This window comes from Haemophilus sp. 27098_8_127, from assembly GCF_041433495.1.
In the GTDB taxonomy this organism is placed as follows: domain Bacteria; phylum Pseudomonadota; class Gammaproteobacteria; order Enterobacterales; family Pasteurellaceae; genus Haemophilus_D.
Window position 1 is genome coordinate 32,350 of record NZ_JAPWBP010000006.1, and the last position, 16,521, is coordinate 48,870.

General features: G+C 37.6%; 14 protein-coding genes and 3 pseudogenes. 5 read left to right on the forward strand and 12 right to left on the reverse strand.

Going from position 1 to position 16,521, the window contains the following annotated elements:
- Nucleotides 1-154 precede the first annotated feature (154 nt).
- The 5 genes and pseudogenes from O3746_RS07490 to O3746_RS07510 all read left to right on the forward strand — a co-directional run bounded on the left by O3746_RS07490 (nt 155) and on the right by O3746_RS07510 (nt 6,292).
- Entirely contained in the window at nt 155-1,519 is a 1,365-nt protein-coding gene (locus O3746_RS07490) for a patatin-like phospholipase family protein (RefSeq protein WP_049368856.1), read from the forward strand.
- Nucleotides 1,520-1,765: 246 nt separating this feature from the next.
- Nucleotides 1,766-2,158 (forward strand): Hg(II)-responsive transcriptional regulator, encoded by a 393-nt coding sequence (gene merR / locus O3746_RS07495; protein WP_007526597.1) that lies wholly within the window; start codon nt 1,766-1,768, stop codon nt 2,156-2,158.
- Between the two features lie 28 nt (nt 2,159-2,186).
- Nucleotides 2,187-3,845, forward strand: coding sequence for a mercury(II) reductase (merA, locus tag O3746_RS07500; RefSeq protein WP_049384183.1), 1,659 nt, complete (start codon nt 2,187-2,189; stop codon nt 3,843-3,845).
- A 159-nt stretch (nt 3,846-4,004) separates the two neighbouring features.
- Nucleotides 4,005-4,946, forward strand: a pseudogene (locus tag O3746_RS07505) (ISL3 family transposase).
- A gap of 200 nt (nt 4,947-5,146) precedes the next feature.
- Nucleotides 5,147-6,292 (forward strand): 5-methyltetrahydropteroyltriglutamate--homocysteine S-methyltransferase, encoded by a 1,146-nt coding sequence (locus O3746_RS07510; RefSeq protein WP_049384184.1) that lies wholly within the window; start codon nt 5,147-5,149, stop codon nt 6,290-6,292.
- Between the two features lie 137 nt (nt 6,293-6,429).
- Here O3746_RS07510 and lysS read toward each other — a convergent pair whose 3' ends face one another.
- The 12 genes and pseudogenes from lysS to O3746_RS07570 form a co-directional block, all read right to left on the reverse strand.
- Nucleotides 6,430-7,938, reverse strand: coding sequence for a lysine--tRNA ligase (gene lysS, locus O3746_RS07515; RefSeq protein WP_049384185.1), 1,509 nt, complete (start codon nt 7,936-7,938; stop codon nt 6,430-6,432).
- A gap of 284 nt (nt 7,939-8,222) precedes the next feature.
- Nucleotides 8,223-9,353: a class Ia ribonucleoside-diphosphate reductase subunit beta gene (gene nrdB, locus O3746_RS07520; protein WP_014065539.1), complete on the reverse strand. Its 1,131-nt coding sequence runs from the start codon at nt 9,351-9,353 to the stop codon at nt 8,223-8,225.
- 11 nt (nt 9,354-9,364) lie between these two features.
- A complete protein-coding gene (locus tag O3746_RS07525; RefSeq protein WP_070590844.1) occupies nt 9,365-9,562 on the reverse strand; it encodes a hypothetical protein in 198 nt (65 codons plus the stop codon).
- Between the two features lie 110 nt (nt 9,563-9,672).
- Nucleotides 9,673-11,943: a class 1a ribonucleoside-diphosphate reductase subunit alpha gene (gene nrdA / locus O3746_RS07530; RefSeq protein ID WP_197559336.1), complete on the reverse strand. Its 2,271-nt coding sequence runs from the start codon at nt 11,941-11,943 to the stop codon at nt 9,673-9,675.
- Between the two features lie 274 nt (nt 11,944-12,217).
- Nucleotides 12,218-12,799 carry a division/outer membrane stress-associated lipid-binding lipoprotein gene (dolP, locus tag O3746_RS07535; protein WP_178410017.1) on the reverse strand — a complete coding sequence of 194 codons (582 nt, stop codon included), beginning with the start codon at nt 12,797-12,799 and terminating at the stop codon, nt 12,218-12,220.
- Between the two features lie 84 nt (nt 12,800-12,883).
- Entirely contained in the window at nt 12,884-13,468 is a 585-nt protein-coding gene (locus O3746_RS07540; RefSeq protein WP_197546356.1) for an SIS domain-containing protein, read from the reverse strand.
- A 12-nt stretch (nt 13,469-13,480) separates the two neighbouring features.
- Nucleotides 13,481-13,840, reverse strand: a complete 360-nt coding sequence (locus O3746_RS07545; protein WP_118856428.1) for a YraN family protein — start codon at nt 13,838-13,840, stop codon at nt 13,481-13,483.
- A pseudogene (locus tag O3746_RS07550) lies at nt 13,840-14,127 on the reverse strand (penicillin-binding protein activator); the annotation flags it as partial. The gene O3746_RS07545 and the pseudogene O3746_RS07550, both read right to left, overlap by 1 nt.
- Entirely contained in the window at nt 14,108-15,139 is a 1,032-nt protein-coding gene (locus O3746_RS07555) for a YeiH family protein (RefSeq protein ID WP_049385178.1), read from the reverse strand. The gene O3746_RS07555 and the pseudogene O3746_RS07550, both read right to left, overlap by 20 nt.
- An 11-nt stretch (nt 15,140-15,150) precedes the next feature.
- Nucleotides 15,151-15,528 (reverse strand): annotated as a pseudogene (locus tag O3746_RS07560) (ATP-binding cassette domain-containing protein); the annotation flags it as partial.
- Nucleotides 15,529-15,564: 36 nt separating this feature from the next.
- The gene (locus O3746_RS07565) at nt 15,565-16,149 is read right to left on the reverse strand and encodes an SIS domain-containing protein (protein WP_178410462.1); all 585 of its coding nucleotides are present in this window, start codon (nt 16,147-16,149) and stop codon (nt 15,565-15,567) included.
- 12 nt (nt 16,150-16,161) lie between these two features.
- A complete protein-coding gene (locus O3746_RS07570) occupies nt 16,162-16,521 on the reverse strand; it encodes a YraN family protein (RefSeq protein WP_178410461.1) in 360 nt (119 codons plus the stop codon).

The window sequence follows — 16,521 nt, forward strand, 5'->3', positions numbered from 1 at the left end:
TATTATATGTTATTTAGCACTTTTGATTGAGATCAAAATGTAAAGAATGAGATCTTTGTCACATTTTATTTTTGATACAAAGCCTTGACAAAACGTATATATCCTTTAAAAAAGATATAATAGATAAATAACGTCACAGTAAAGGAATACTGTTATGAAATTTACTCATTTTCCTTTCAAATCAAGTTTACTTGCTTGCAGTATTGCTTTGCTTGCTGCGTGCAATTCAATTACTTATCATCCCACTAAAACGATTGAGAAAATAGATCCACAAAAGGGATATCGTTTAGAAAATGCGATGCAGCAGGCATTACAAAAAGAAAATCTGGTGATTATGACTTTTTCAGGTGGTGGTTCTCGCGCGGCATCTTTAGGTTATGGCGTGTTAGAGCAGTTCCAAAATGTCTCAGTGCGTCCAACAGAGAAAGGTAGCACCTTATTGCAAAATATTGATATTGTGTATGGGGTGTCTGGCGGCTCAGTATTAGCAGCCTATTTTGCTTTAGAAGGACAGGACATTATCCCTAAATTTAATAATTCTTTTTTGAAAAAGAATTTCCAGAAAAAAGTCATCAATGAAGTATTTTCGGTGAGTAATGTGCCTCGGCTTACTTCTCCACAGTTTGGTCGTAGCGATTTGTTGCAGGAACAGCTCAATCTTGCTTTATATCGTGGAAAAAAATTTGCAGATCTTGAACAACGTAAAGGACCTTTTGCTGTAATTAATGCCACCGACATGGTCGCTGGACAGGAGGTCTCTTTCACTCAAGATTTCTTTGATTGGCTTTGTGTAGATTTAAATGATGTCGAAATTGCAAGAGCTGTGGCAGCATCCAGTGCTGTTCCATTAATTTTTTCACCCATTACACAAAATAATCATGGTGGTGCTTGCCAAGCCGAGAGTAAAAAAGAATTATTGACACAGATGAAAGTAGGGAATCGTTTGTGGCTAAACAATTTTGAAACCATGAAAAAACGTACGGCTTCTTATCAAAATAATGAGGAAAAACCTTATTTACATTTGGTTGACGGTGGTTTAACGGATAATTTGGGCTTGGCAAGCTTGTTGGATATGTCGAATTTACTCACTGTCAAAAAATTGTATGCAGAGCTGAAAAATTACAATTTACGCAATATTGTCGTGGTAAACGTCAATGCGCAAAGTGAGCTATCGAGCCATATTGATAAGTCTGCTGATGTGCCAGGAATCAAAGAAGTGGTGAACACGGTGATAAATGTACCGATTGATAAAACAACGGAATCTACCGTGAAATATTCACAAAAATTTGCTGATCAATGGAATGCTTACACTAAACATAAAAAAGGTGCAAAAATTAAAGCTTATTTTGTGAATTTAAGTTTGAAAGATTTGCCTGATGGGCAGTTAAAAAATGATGTGCTTAATATCGGAACATCTTTCTATTTACCCCAATCAGATGTGGACAAATTGCGTGAAGCGGCCAAGATTTTATTGGAACAATCGAAAGAATATCATAAGGCACTGAAAGCATTACAATAGCCCAATAATTAAAGTGTGGTTAAAAATTATGGGTCTTCGGAATATATAGTGGAATTACTTTCTTAATAGTTTAAAAACAACTGGTGTTTAAATCGGATTTTCTGGTGGGATGTTAGGATAATCAATAGTATTATATAAAAGTATCAATCACATACGAGTGATACTTTGGGAAAAAAATAAAATAGTCCAATTTACTTGACCGTGTACTATAGTACATGGTTTATAATATTCAGGGGGTGAAATAAGATGATTTATCGCATTAGTGAGTTTGCAGATAAATGTGGAGTTAATAAAGAAACGATCAGATATTACGAGCGAAAAAATTTATTACAAGAACCTCACCGAACGGAAGCTGGTTATCGGATATATTCATATGATGACGTTAAGCGTGTTGGGTTTATTAAACGAATACAGGAACTTGGTTTCTCTTTAAGCGAGATTTATAAATTACTTGGTGTTGTAGATAAAGATGAAGTTCGTTGTCAAGATATGTTCGAATTTGTTTCTAAAAAACAAAAGGAAGTGCAAAAACAAATAGAGGATTTAAAACGAATTGAAACTATGTTAGACGACTTAAAACAACGATGTCCAGCTGAAAAGCAATTACATTCGTGTCCAATAATAGAAACATTAACATGAGAGATTAATTAACGAAAGGAGCTTTTTTATGAATAAATTTAAGGTAAACATTTCAGGAATGACCTGTACGGGTTGTGAAAAACACGTAGAATCAGCACTTGAAAAGATAGGTGCTAAAAATATTGAGTCTAGTTATCGTCGTGGTGAAGCAGTATTTGAACTGCCCGATGATATTGAGGTTGAAAGTGCAATAAAGGCGATTGCTGACGCAAATTATCACCCGGGCGAAGCAGAAGAAATACAAGTGCAATCGGAAAAAAGGACAGATGTAAGTTTAAATGATGAAGGTAACTATGATTATGATTACATCATCATCGGTTCTGGTGGAGCTGCCTTTTCATCTGCCATTGAAGCCGTTACTTTGAACGCAAAAGTGGCTATGATTGAGCGTGGAACGGTGGGTGGAACTTGCGTTAATGTCGGATGCGTTCCTTCTAAGACCTTATTAAGAGCAGGGGAAATCAATCATCTAGCAAAAAATAATCCATTTGTGGGATTACACACTTCGGCTTCAAATGTTGATTTAGCGCCATTAGTAAAACAAAAGAATGATTTAGTAACCGAGATGCGAAATGAAAAATATGTGAATTTAATTGATGATTATGGTTTTGAATTAATAAAAGGTGAAGCAAAATTCGTAAATGAAAATACAGTTGAAGTAAATGGCAATCAAATCACAGCCAAAAGATTTTTAATAGCTACAGGTGCTTCTTCAACTGCACCTAATATTCCCGGATTAGATGAAGTAGATTATTTAACAAGCACTAGCTTATTGGAATTAAAGAAGGTTCCAAATCGTCTTACCGTAATTGGTTCAGGATATATCGGCATGGAATTAGGACAACTATTTCATAACCTCGGGTCAGAAGTCACTTTGATTCAAAGAAGCGAGCGTCTATTAAAAGAATACGATCCTGAAATTTCAGAAGCCATTACTAAGGCCTTAACAGAACAGGGAATTAATTTAGTAACAGGTGCAACCTATGAACGAGTTGAGCAAGATGGAGACATTAAAAAAGTTCATGTTGAGATAAATGGTAAAAAGCGAATTATTGAAGCAGAACAATTGCTAATTGCCACTGGAAGAAAACCAAATACAGAATCATTAAACTTACATGCAGCAGGCGTTGAAGTTGGTTCCCGTGGTGAAATTGTCATTGATGATTATCTTAAAACGACCAATTCCCGAATTTATTCAGCTGGAGATGTCACTCTCGGTCCCCAATTTGTTTATGTAGCTGCTTATGAAGGTGGACTTGCTGCTCGTAATGCAATCGGAGGACTAAATCAAAAGGTCAATTTAGAAGTGGTTCCAGGCGTTACGTTTACTTCTCCATCGATTGCAACGGTTGGTTTAACGGAGCAACAGGCAAAAGAAAAAGGATATGAAGTGAAAACATCGGTATTGCCGTTGGATGCTGTTCCAAGAGCGCTCGTTAATCGGGAAACAACAGGTGTTTTCAAATTAGTGGCAGACGCGAAAACATTGAAAGTGTTAGGGGCGCATGTAGTGGCAGAAAACGCAGGAGACGTAATTTATGCAGCAACATTAGCTGTGAAATTCGGTTTAACTGTTGGAGATCTGAGAGAAACGATGGCTCCATATCTAACAATGGCAGAAGGATTGAAGCTGGCTGTCCTAACTTTTGATAAAGATGTTTCGAAATTATCTTGCTGTGCAGGCTAAGGGAACTTTTTTACAACTCCCTATTCAAGTGAACCAGCTAATGCTTTAAGGGATTTTCTAAGTGCATTTGTGGTCACAAAAATAATTTAACACTGATGATTTCGACATCAAATCTATAATTGATACCTTAACACCGCAGAGTAATAAAGGATGAATAATATGTCAGACTTATTATCCCTACCAGACATTAAAACAATAGAACCGCCACAATAAAATGAAACCGATATGATGTTTAAAGTTGAAGCAGTCGGACCACCTGAACGTTGTCCTGAATGTGGTTTTGACAAGTTGTACAAACACAGTTCAAGAAATCAACTAATTATGGATTTGCCCATTCGTTTAAAGCGAGTGGGCTTACAATTGAACCGTAGACGATACAAGTGTCGTGAATGCGGATCTACCTTCTGGGAACGCCTAATATCTGTAGATGAAAAGCGTAGTATGACCAAAAGGCTTTTAAAGTCCATTCAAGAGCAATCCATGTCTAAGACCTTTGTAGAAGTCGCAGAAAGCGTTGGTGTTGACGAGAAAACCATTAGGAACGTTTTTAAGGACTATGTGGCACTCAAAGAACGTGAATACCAGTTTGAAACTCCTAAGTGGCTTGGGATAGACGAGATACATATTATCCGTAGACCTCGGCTTGTATTGACTAATATTGAACGCAGGACTATTTATGACATCAAGCCTAACCGTAACAAGGAAACAGTCATCCAACGTCTTTCAGAAATCAGTGACAGGACTTACATTGAGTACGTCACAATGGATATGTGGAAGCCCTACAAAGACGCAGTGAACACTATCCTTCCACACGCTAAAGTTGTCGTAGATAAGTTTCATGTAGTTAGAATGGCTAATCAAGCCTTAGATAACGTCAGAAAGTCTTTGAAAGCCCATATGAGCCAAAAAGAAAGACGTACCCTTATGCGTGAAAGGTTTATCCTTCTAAAGCGTAAGCCACGATTTAATTCAAGTGCTTTCAATAAAGCTATGTTATACGATACTTTCAATTGGTATGAAGTGAATGATCACGACATTACAGACAACTTAGGTGTCGATTTTTCCACACTTATTAAGAATTTGGAGAAGGGTGATTTATAAGCCCTTTTCCACCATAAAATCCGAATACCCAAAATTATCAGGAATATTAACCGCACTTTTCTTTTTAAATTTTATATCAATTCCATTCATATAAAATCACAATAAAATTCACATCCATCTAGACGTCTAAATCTTTAATGAGGACGTTAATTTTGTTACACTCAGTCTATCTTAGAATTAATTAAATATAGGAAAGCAAAATGAGTAAACTTTTTCCAAATGCCACTATTCGTACTTCTGCGCCATATCGTTTTGATATTGTAGGCAGTTTTTTACGCCCAGAGGCTTTAAAACAGGCTCGTTATCAATGTAGTTGTGGTGATATTTCTTGTGCTGATTTAACGCAAGTTGAAGATACAGAAATTGCAAAATTGGTAGAGCATCAAAAAAATGTCGGATTACATGCCGTGACCGATGGTGAATTTCGTCGTACTTTTTGGCATTTAGATTTCTTAGCTGCATTAGATGGTGTGAAAGAAGTGGATGCTGAAAAATTCTCAGTGCAATTTAAACACGATAATGTACGTCCAAAAACGTTAAAAATTGTGGATAAAATTGGTTTTTCAGATAGCCATCCTTTCGTTGAACATTACCGCTCATTGCAAAAAATAGCAGGGGAGACTGAAGTCAAATTAACGATTCCTTCTCCGTCTATGCTTCATTTAATTTGTACAGTACGTGCCACAGATTATCAGCCGATTGAACGTTATAAAGATAACAATCAATTGTTATTAGATGATATTGCTGATGCTTATATTGATGCGATGAATATCTTTTATAAATTAGGCTGTCGTAACTTACAGTTGGATGATACAAGCTGGGGTGAATTTTGTGCGGAAGATAAACGTAAAACCTATACTGAGCGTGGTTTAGATTTAGATCAAATCGCCAAAGATTATGTGTATATGTTAAACAAAATCGTGGCAGCGAAACCAGCAGATTTAGCGATTACAATGCATATTTGTCGTGGTAATTTCCGTTCAACTTGGTTCTCCGCTGGTGGTTATGAGCCTATCGCAGAAACCTTATTTGGTCACTGTAATGTGGATGGTTTCTTCTTGGAGTATGACAGTGATCGTGCTGGTGATTTCAAACCTTTACGCTTTATTAAAAATCAACAAGTGGTATTAGGATTGATTACCTCTAAATCTGGCGAGTTAGAAAACCGTGATGAAATTATTGCTCGTATTAAAGAAGCAGCGCAATATGTAGATATCAATCAACTTTGCTTAAGTCCACAATGTGGTTTTGCTTCAACAGAAGAGGGTAATATCCTGACAGAAGAACAACAATGGAAGAAACTAGAATTTATCCGTAGTATCGTGGAAGAAGTTTGGGGTAAATAATTTCAAATTGGAATGTAAAAGAGATAATCGTTAAGATGGTTATCTCTTTTTTCATAAAAGTGCGGTTAAAAATAACCGCACTTTTACAGAATAAAAAAGGAAGTCCGTAGACTTCCTTTTATGTTATTTTAATTTAATTATTTTTGACGCATTGCAGGGAATAGGATCACATCTCGGATAGATGGGGCGTTAGCGTAAAGCATTGCTAAGCGGTCGATACCTAAACCTTCACCTGCTGTTGGTGGTAAACCGTGTTCAAGTGCAACAACGAAGTCATCATCTTTAAACATCGCTTCATCATCACCCGCTTCTTTCGCTGCAACTTGTGCATCAAAACGTTCGTTTTGGTCTTCGGCATCGTTTAATTCTGAGAAGCCGTTACCAATTTCACGTCCACCGATGAATAATTCAAAACGGTCTGTTACTTCTGGATTTTCATCATTACGGCGTGCAAGTGGTGAAATCTCAGCTGGATGTGCCATTAAGAAGGTTGGTTGAATTAAGTGATGTTCAGCCACTTCTTCAAAGATCGCATTCACGATAGAGCCTAGACCCCAAGATTTTTGTACTTCGATACCTAAGCGTTCAGCGGTTGCCTTTGCACGATCGAAGTCGTAAAGATCTTCTTTTACGATACCTTTATCTGCACCGTATTTAATGGTTGCATCATGTAATGTAATACGCTCAAATGGTTTGCCGAAGTCAAATTCTAAATCTCCGTATTTCACAATGGTTGTACCAAGAATATCAATCGCGAGTTTGCGTAATAATTCTTCGGTGTTATCCATTAAATCATGATAATCCGCATAAGCTTGGTAGTATTCAAGCATGGTGAATTCTGGGTTGTGACGAACAGAAACCCCTTCATTACGGAAGTTACGGTTTAATTCGAATACACGTTCAAAACCACCAACCACTAAACGTTTTAAGTAAAGTTCTGGTGCAATACGAAGATACATATCTACATCTAACGCATTGTGGTGAGTGATAAATGGACGAGCAGATGCACCGCCTGGAATCACTTGTAGCATAGGGGTTTCAACTTCCATAAAGCCTTTAGAAATAAAGAATTCACGAATACCCGCCACCACTTTTGAACGAATCACAAAAGTACGACGAGATTCTTCATTAGAAATTAAATCTAAGTAACGTTGACGATAACGTGCTTCCATGTCTGTTAAACCATGGAATTTGTTTGGTAATGGACGAAGTGCTTTAGTTAAAAGTTGAACTTCCGTTGTTTTGATGGTTAATTCATTGGTTTTGGTTTTGAAAAGTGTCCCTTTTACCCCAATGATATCACCTAAATCCCAGTTACTTACATCTTCAGCATAAACACCATCAGGAAGGTTATCACGAGCAACATATAATTGGATTTTGCCACTCATATCTTGCAAGGTAATAAAGGTGGCTTTACCCATTGCACGACGGGTCATAATACGACCTGCAACGGCCACTTCAATCGCTTTGTCTTTTAATACTTCGCCATCTTCGGCTTCGTACTTATCATGTAAATCTTGAGCAAGGGAGTCACGACGGAATTGATTCGGGAACGCATTACCTTTTGCACGTAATGCGGCTAATTTTTCACGGCGAACGAGCATTTCGCCATTGAGATCTAATTCTTTCACTTCTTGTTCTGACATATCCTTTACCTCGCTAGTTTGTAATTAGAATGTGATTTATTGAAAATAAACAGGTTTCTTCTATTCTACCCATAGCGTGGTTTTTTGTTAAGCCTTTTTTAATGAAGTTATCTGTTTTATTGGGAAAGTGTTAGTGATAAATGCAGGAAAGCAAAATTGTGCTATTTTTTTAATCAACGCGTTTATCATCATGACTTGATATTCATACAAATAAAAAGAGCGGTCAATTTTTCAGAAGTTTTAAACGCTGAAAATACTGACCGCTCTTTGCGTAGAATGATTAATTAGAGATCGAAATCACCGAAATCATTAGTATCGACTTTAGAGTCAATTTGACCAACAAGATAAGAACTTACCTCCACTTCTTGTGGCGCCACTTGTACGTTGTCAGAAACAAGCCATGCGTTAATCCATGGAATTGGGTTAGAACGCGCACCAAATGGCAATGGAAGACCGACCGCTTGCATACGGATATTCGTGATATATTCCACGTATTGCACCAAAATGTCTTTGTTCAAACCAATCATTGACCCATCTTTGAACAAGTAATCCGCCCATTCTTTTTCTTGTTCCGCTGCCGCTAAGAATAAATCGTAGGCTTCTTGTTTACATTCTTCTGCAATTTCAGCCATTTCAGGATCATCTTGACCGGCAGCCATAATGTTTAAAATGTGTTGCGTACCGGTTAAGTGTAAGGCTTCATCACGAGCGATAAATTTAATAATTTTCGCATTACCTTCCATTAATTGACGCTCTGCAAAGGCAAACGAACAAGCGAAGGATACATAGAAACGAATCGCTTCAAGTGCGTTTACACTCATCAAGCAAAGGTAAAGTTGTTTTTTCAAGTTGCGTAATGTCACCACACATTCTTTACCATCTACCGTGTAAGTACCTTCACCATACAAGCTGTAAAGTTGGCTATCACGGATTAAATCATCGTAATAAGAAGAAATGTCACGTGCACGTTTGATGATTTCTTCGTTCGTCACGATGTCATCAAACACGATAGAGGGATCGTTCACAATGTTACGAATGATGTGTGTGTAAGAACGAGAGTGGATGGTTTCTGAGAAGGTCCAAGTCTCGATCCAAGTTTCTAATTCAGGAATAGACACTAACGGTAATAATGCGACGTTCGGGCTACGGCCTTGAATAGAATCTAATAGGGTTTGATATTTTAAGTTACTGATGAAAATGTGCTTTTCATGCTCAGGTAACGCGGCATAGTCGATACGGTCTTGCGACACATCCACTTCTTCCGGACGCCAGAAGAAGGAAAGTTGTTTTTCAATGAGCTTTTCAAACGTCTCATATTTTTGTTGATCGTAACGCGCAACGTTAACGTTTTGACCAAAGAACATAGGCTCTTTTAATTGGTCGTTTTTGGTTTGTGAGAAAGTGGTGTATGCCATTTTTGTTTATCCTATAAAAAATACTTAATCACAGAAGAAGCTATAGTAATAACTAAGGCGAGTATACGGTGTTTTAAAATACCTTGTTTTTCTATAACCCTACCTTTTTCTGCACTATTTATTACGACAGAATTCCCCCGGATATAGTACTTATTAATAACATAAGTGTTATTTTCACAATGTGGTTTCTGATGATTATTATTCATCATAATAGTTTTTCCTTTTGATTAAGGATGAATAAACTATCCCACATATTACTGGAGGTAGTAGATCTAATTAATTTACATATCCTACAGTAATAGTAGGATCACAAAATTAATTAAATCTTACAAGCACCGCCTGCACAGCCATCATCTAAATCTTCTTGACTGTCTTCCGCACCATCACGGGTGTTTTGATAGTAAAGGGTTTTTAAGCCGTATTTGTAAGCGGTTAAAAGATCTTTTAACAACACTTTCATCGGTACTTTACCGTCTTCAAAACGTTTTGGATCGTAGTTGGTATTTGCAGAGATCGCTTGATCCACGAATTTTTGCATGATACCCACTAAGTGTAAGTAACCATCATTGCTTGGAATATCCCAAAGCAACTCGTAGTTATCGCTTAAGTTTTCATAATCCGGTACCACTTGTCTTAAGATACCATCTTTTGACGCTTTAATACTTACATGACCACGTGGCGGTTCGATACCATTTGTTGCGTTAGAAATCTGTGAAGAGGTTTCTGACGGCATTAATGCAGTTAAGGTTGAGTTACGTAAACCAAACTCTTTGATTTCGTGACGTAACGTTTCCCAATCATAATGTAATGGTTCTTGCGTTAAGCTATCGATATCTTTCTTATACGTATCGATTGGTAAAATACCTTTCGCGTAATTGGTTTCATTGAAGTATTCGCATGCACCTAATTCTTTCGCTAAGTTCATGGAGGCTTTCAATAGATAGTATTGAATCGCTTCAAATGTACGGTGAGTTAAATCGTTCGCTGAACCATCAGAATAACGCACATCATTTTTCGCTAAATAATACGCATAGTTAATTACACCAATACCAAGTGAACGACGACCTAATGAAGAGCGTTTTGCCGCTGGAACAGGGTAGTCTTGGTAATCTAGTAATGCATCTAATGCACGTACTGCAAGATCCGCTAAGTTATCTAACTCGTCTAAATCATCTAACTGACCCAAGTTGAACGCTGAAAGTGTACAAAGGGCAATTTCACCATTTTCATCATGGAAATGTTGTAATGGTTTAGTTGGTAATGCAATTTCTAAACATAAGTTAGATTGACGCACTGGGGCAACAAGCGGATCAAATGGTGAATGGGTATTACAGTGATCCACGTTTTGGATATAAATACGACCGGTTGATGCACGTTCTTGCATTAATAAAGAGAATAACTCAACGGCTTTTACAGCACGTTTGCGGATATTTGGATCCTGTTCGTATTTCACGTAAAGTTCTTCAAATTTATCTTGATCAGCAAAGAAAGCTTCATAAAGTCCAGGTACATCTGAAGGGCTGAATAAAGTAATATCCGCGCCTTTGATTAAGCGTTGATACATTAATTTATTTAACTGTACGCCGTAGTCCATATGACGCACACGGTTATCTTCCACACCACGGTTATTTTTCAATACTAATAAGCTTTCAACTTCTAAGTGCCAAATCGGGTAGTAAACTGTCGCCGCACCACCACGTACGCCACCTTGTGAACAAGATTTAACGGCACTTTGGAAGTGTTTATAGAATGGAATACAGCCAGTGTGGAATGCTTCACCACCACGAATAGGGCTACCTAACGCACGAATTGCACCTGCATTTACTCCGATACCAGCTCGTTGTGAAACGTATTTCACGATTGCTGCAGAGGTAGCATTGATAGAGTCTAAGCTGTCACCACATTCAATCAATACGCAAGAGCTGAATTGACGAGTAGGCGTACGAACCCCCGCCATAATTGGCGTAGGTAAGGAAATTTTAAAGGTTGAGGTCGCATCATAGAAACGACGAATATAATCCAAACGGGTTTCTTGTGGATATTTTGAGAACAAGCTCGCTGCAACTAATAAATAAAGGAATTGTGCAGATTCATAAATCTCACCGGTTACACGGTTTTGAACTAAATATTTTCCTTCTAATTGTTTTACTGCGGCATAAGAAAAGGTCATATCACGCCAGTGATCAATAAACCCATCCATTTCATCCCATTCTTCACGAGTATAGTCGGCTAAAAGTGCAGGATCGTATTTGCCCATGCGCACTAATTTTTTCACATGATCGTATAAACGAGGCGGATCAAAATGGCCATACGCTTTTTTGCGTAAATGGAAAACCGCAAGACGTGCAGCAAGATATTGATAATCCGGGGTATCTTTACTGATTAGGTCTGCCGCTGCTTTAATAATCGTTTCGTGAATATCAGAGGTACGAATGCCTTCATAAAATTGAATATGAGAACGCAATTCAACTTGAGAAACAGACACGTTTTCCAAGCCTTCAGCCGCCCAAGTAATCACTCGGTGAATTTTGTCTAAATTGATTTGTTCAAGCGTACCATCGCGCTTTGTAACCATTAATCCTTTGTTCATGGGAGATAAACCTACTAGAGAAATGAATTTAATAAAACACAAGATATAGTGTTGTGGAAAATGACGGTGCACAAGATAGAGTGTTTTAAAATTGAATTCAAGCAGTAAATTTTTTACTTACATTATTGACAAAAGATAAGTCATTTAAAACAAATAACTTTTTTTCGAAGTGATGTTTTTTTAAGCAGGATCTTTTTTGTAAATCTTTGTAAAGAAAAAAGTGCGGTCAAAAACGAGATGATTTTTGACCGCACTTCAATGTTTAAAAGTTTAATTAATTCAAGTATTTAAATACTTTGACGACTTTTTGAACACCAGTAACTTTACTTGCAATTTCTGCCGCTGAGTCACCTTGTGATTGAGTGACGTTTCCGAGTAAGAATACTTCACCATTTTCGGTGATCACTTTCACATCTGTGGCTTTTACATTATCGCCAACGAAGAGTTTTGATTTAATTTGTGTGGTAATCCAACTGTCTTTGGTAATTTGACCAAAGTTAATTTTATTGCCCACACGTAATTCATTATAGACATCATTCACACCGTCCACGCCTTTTGCAAGACTGGTTGCGGTTTCTTTCACGCCTTCACTCGGTACTTGACCAATCAATAACACACGTCCGCTATAAGAAACGGCATGGACACGACCTTCCGATTTAATTTGTGCATCTTTATCTAATGCATTTTCAACTTTTACTTCTAAAGTTTCATCATCGACTTGCGTACCCATCGTGCGAGGATCTGTTGCAACTTTTGCGCCAGCTGCTGCGCCACCAACAACCGCAGCTACACAGCCTTGTAACATAATTGATGCGCCTAGGACGAAGGCTAATTTTTTAAATGGGGTCAATTTCATTATTAATCTCCTTTTTATAAATGAGTGAGTTAATTAGTTAGTCAATTAATTTTAGAAATAGTTTGGTTGGAAAATCCTTTAATGTCAAGCTCTTGGGAAAAGTGTGCTATCAATAAGCTCACAAAGTGCGTTAATCACGAATAAATGGTTTTCTAAAATACGTGTTTCCTTATTGGCTGGAATGGAGATCTCTAAATCAGTTTCAGCCAATACACCTTGAATCGCATCGTTATTTGAACCCGTTAAAGCAATCACCTGAATTTCTTTATTAACTGCATTGGAAATCGTATTTAGCACGGCTTTTTCTGTTCCTAAAGGGGCAAAGGCGAGCAATAAATCGCCAGGCTTAGCGATAGCGTTAAATTGATGTTGATAAAGTTGATCGGTAGGTTGATCAAAAACCAGTGAAGAACCAACCGCACTTTCAAGGCTAAGTAGTACAGAAGGCAAGCTAGGGCGTTCAAAATCATAGCGATTAAGCAGATTTGATACTAAGAATTGCGCATTAGCATAAGAGCGGGAGACCCCACAAGCAATGATTTTATTACCACTCAGTAAACATTGCATCACCATTTGGGTGGCGTTAGCAATATTTTCCGAAAGCATGCTAGACGCAGCAATTTGAATTTGAATACTTTCGCTATAAATATCTTTTACTTTTTGTAACATCATAAAAAGCCATTAATCGAGAAAATTAGGAATCCATTGAATATCTTGGGGCGTTTTGCCAAAGGCGATTAAATCAAAACGACAATCGGCATCTTCTAAACTCATGTTTTGTTTCATTAGCCATAAATTTGCAGCATCCAACCATTTTTGTTGTTTTTGCCAATCTACGCTTTCTATTGCCGAGCCAAAGGCATTATTAGAACGCTGGCGAACTTCAACAAAAACGATGGTTCCTTTGTCACTCATAATAAGATCAAGTTCACCACATTTGAAATTTTGATTAGCCGCAATAAATTTTAAGCCTTTTGATTCTAAAAAAAGGCGAGCTTGATGCTCAAAGCTCGCCCCTTGTTGACGTTTTAAAGAAAACATTAGTTTGCTACTGGTACAATTGCACCATCTTGATATTGATACCAAGTCATATCTCGTTCAACATTACAATTTGTACCCGCACTTAAAATACCAGTTAAACCACTTAAGCGATATCCTGGTACTTGGCGTAATTCATTAAATTGATTGATGAGTAACCAAGCATCCGCCCCCATTGCATATAAACGCATTAATTGATATTCACCGCCAGGTGTTTTAGCGAGTTTTTGATATTGTGGTGAATTGGTTTCTTTAAAAAATGGAATATCACTAAATTGAACACCATTCATTTAATTTTGATATTCCATAGTTCACTAAAAATCCACCAACCACTAGCCATAAATAAATCAGTATCCCTAAAATCAGAGGTTTTAATCCAGCTTTCTTGATTGCGCTTGCTTGCGTAGTTAAGCCAAGGGCAGCCATCGCTGAAATTAATAAGAAAGAATCGATTTCAACTAATAATTTCACGAGTTCTTTTGGTAATAAATCAAAAGAATTAAAAATCGCAACGCCAATAAAAAGTACAGCAAACCAAGGAATTGTAATTTTGTGTGACGTATTTTCTGATACTCCATTACTACGTGTTAATAACCAAGAAAGCATTAATAAAAATGGTGCAAGCATCATCACTCGGATCATTTTGGAAATGACGGCAGTATTCGCCACGATAGGATCAATATTTTCCCCAATCGCATAAACTTGAGCCACTTCGTGTACACTAGAACCAACATAAATACCAAATTGATGGGCGTTAATTAAATGTTGTGACCACGTGTAGAACAAGGGGTAAGTAAAAATAGCAAGAGTCCCGAAAATGACCACTACGGCAATTGCCACTGAAACTTTATGGGATTCTGCTTTGGTAACAGGCTCTGCCGCCATCACTGCTGCTGCACCGCAAATGCTGCAACCTGCCCCAGTGAGATAAACCAATTGTTTATCCATTTTTAGATAACGAATGCCTAAAAGTGCGGTAAAAAAGAAGGTTGAAATTAGCATGATTGCATCAGTGACGACAGCATTTAATCCGACATCAGCAATATCGCCAAAAGTGAGGCGAAAACCATACAGCACAATGCCAGTGCGAAGAAGCGTGCCTTTCGCAAATAACACGCCTTTTTCCACTTGTGTTGAAAATTGCGGATAAATGGTATTGCCGATTGCCATTCCCAGCAAAATGGCAATAATTAAAGCACTGATATGATAATGATGGGAAAAATCAGTGTTTCCTAAATAGTTAGCAAGTATAGCGATAATCGCGATAAATATAAGTCCGAAATAAAAGGGACGTGTGTTCATTTTTTCTCTCCTTAGGGAGTGTTTTTGTCTTTTACCCAAGCAGTTTCATCTAAAATTTTGCCAAAATAACTTTCCACTAAACGACCAGTTACATCTGTTTGAGGATCGGTAAATAGCGTTTTAGGCGTACCGCTCTTTATCATTTTCCCTTTATCCATCACGATGACTGTGTCTGCAATATGTTTAATCACGCCGAGGTCTTGGCCTACATAAATGTAAGAGATGTCTAAACGTTGCTGCAGATCAAGGGTTAAATTTAGTAATTGAATGCGCACCGAGGCATCTAAATTACCAAGTGCATCATCTATAATAATTATTTCAGGTTCTAAAATCAGCGCGCGTGCCAAAGCGACACGCTGTTTTTGGCTGATAGAAAGATTTTTGAGATTAAATTACTACTAGTTTGAAATTGATTTATTTTGCTGTCAAGCACTTGGGAACAAGGTATGGTCAACTAATTCACAAAGGGCATTGATAACAAAAAGATGGTTTTCTAGGACTCGACTTTCTTTGGTTGCCGGAATCGATATTTCTAAATCACTATCAGCTAAAATTCCTTGAATGGCGTCGTTATTAGAGCCAGTGAGTGCAATGACATTAACTTCTTTATTTACTGCATGAGAAATAGTGTTTAGCACAATTTTCTCTGTTCCCAAAGGTGCAAAAGCGATAAGTAAGTCACCTGGTTTGGCAACAGCATTAAATTGGTGACAATACAATTCTTCAGGCGAGTGTTCAAAAACAAGAGAAGAACCCACCGCACTTTCTAAACTCAAGAGCACAGAGGGAAAACTCGGTCTTGCTAAATCATATCGATTAAGCAAGTTAGATACGAGAAACTGCGCATTGGAATAAGATCGAGAGACGCCACAAGCGATCACTTTATTGCCGCCTAGCAAACATTGCATCACCATTTGGGTAGCGTTAGCAATATTTTCCGACAGCATGCTAGACGCAGCAATTTGAATTTGAATACTTTCGCTATAAATATCTTTTACTTTTTGTAACATTATAAAAAGCCATTAATCGAGAAAATTAGGAATCCATTGGATATCACTGGCGGTTTTTCCAAAGGCGATAAGATCAAAACGACAATCCGCATCTTCGAGGCTTAGGTTACGTTTGGCAAGCCACAAATTTGCGGCATTTAGCCATTTTTGTTGCTTTTGCCAATCTACACTTTCAACAGCAGATCCAAATGCTGAGTTGGAGCGTTGGCGTACTTCAACAAACACAATGGTTTGCCCGTCTTGCATAACGAGATCTAATTCACCGCATTTGAAATGTTGATTTGCTGCGATGAATTTGAGACCTTTAGACTCTAAGAAAAGGCGGGCTTGATGTTCAAAGCCCGCCCCTTGTTGACGTTTTAATGAAAACAT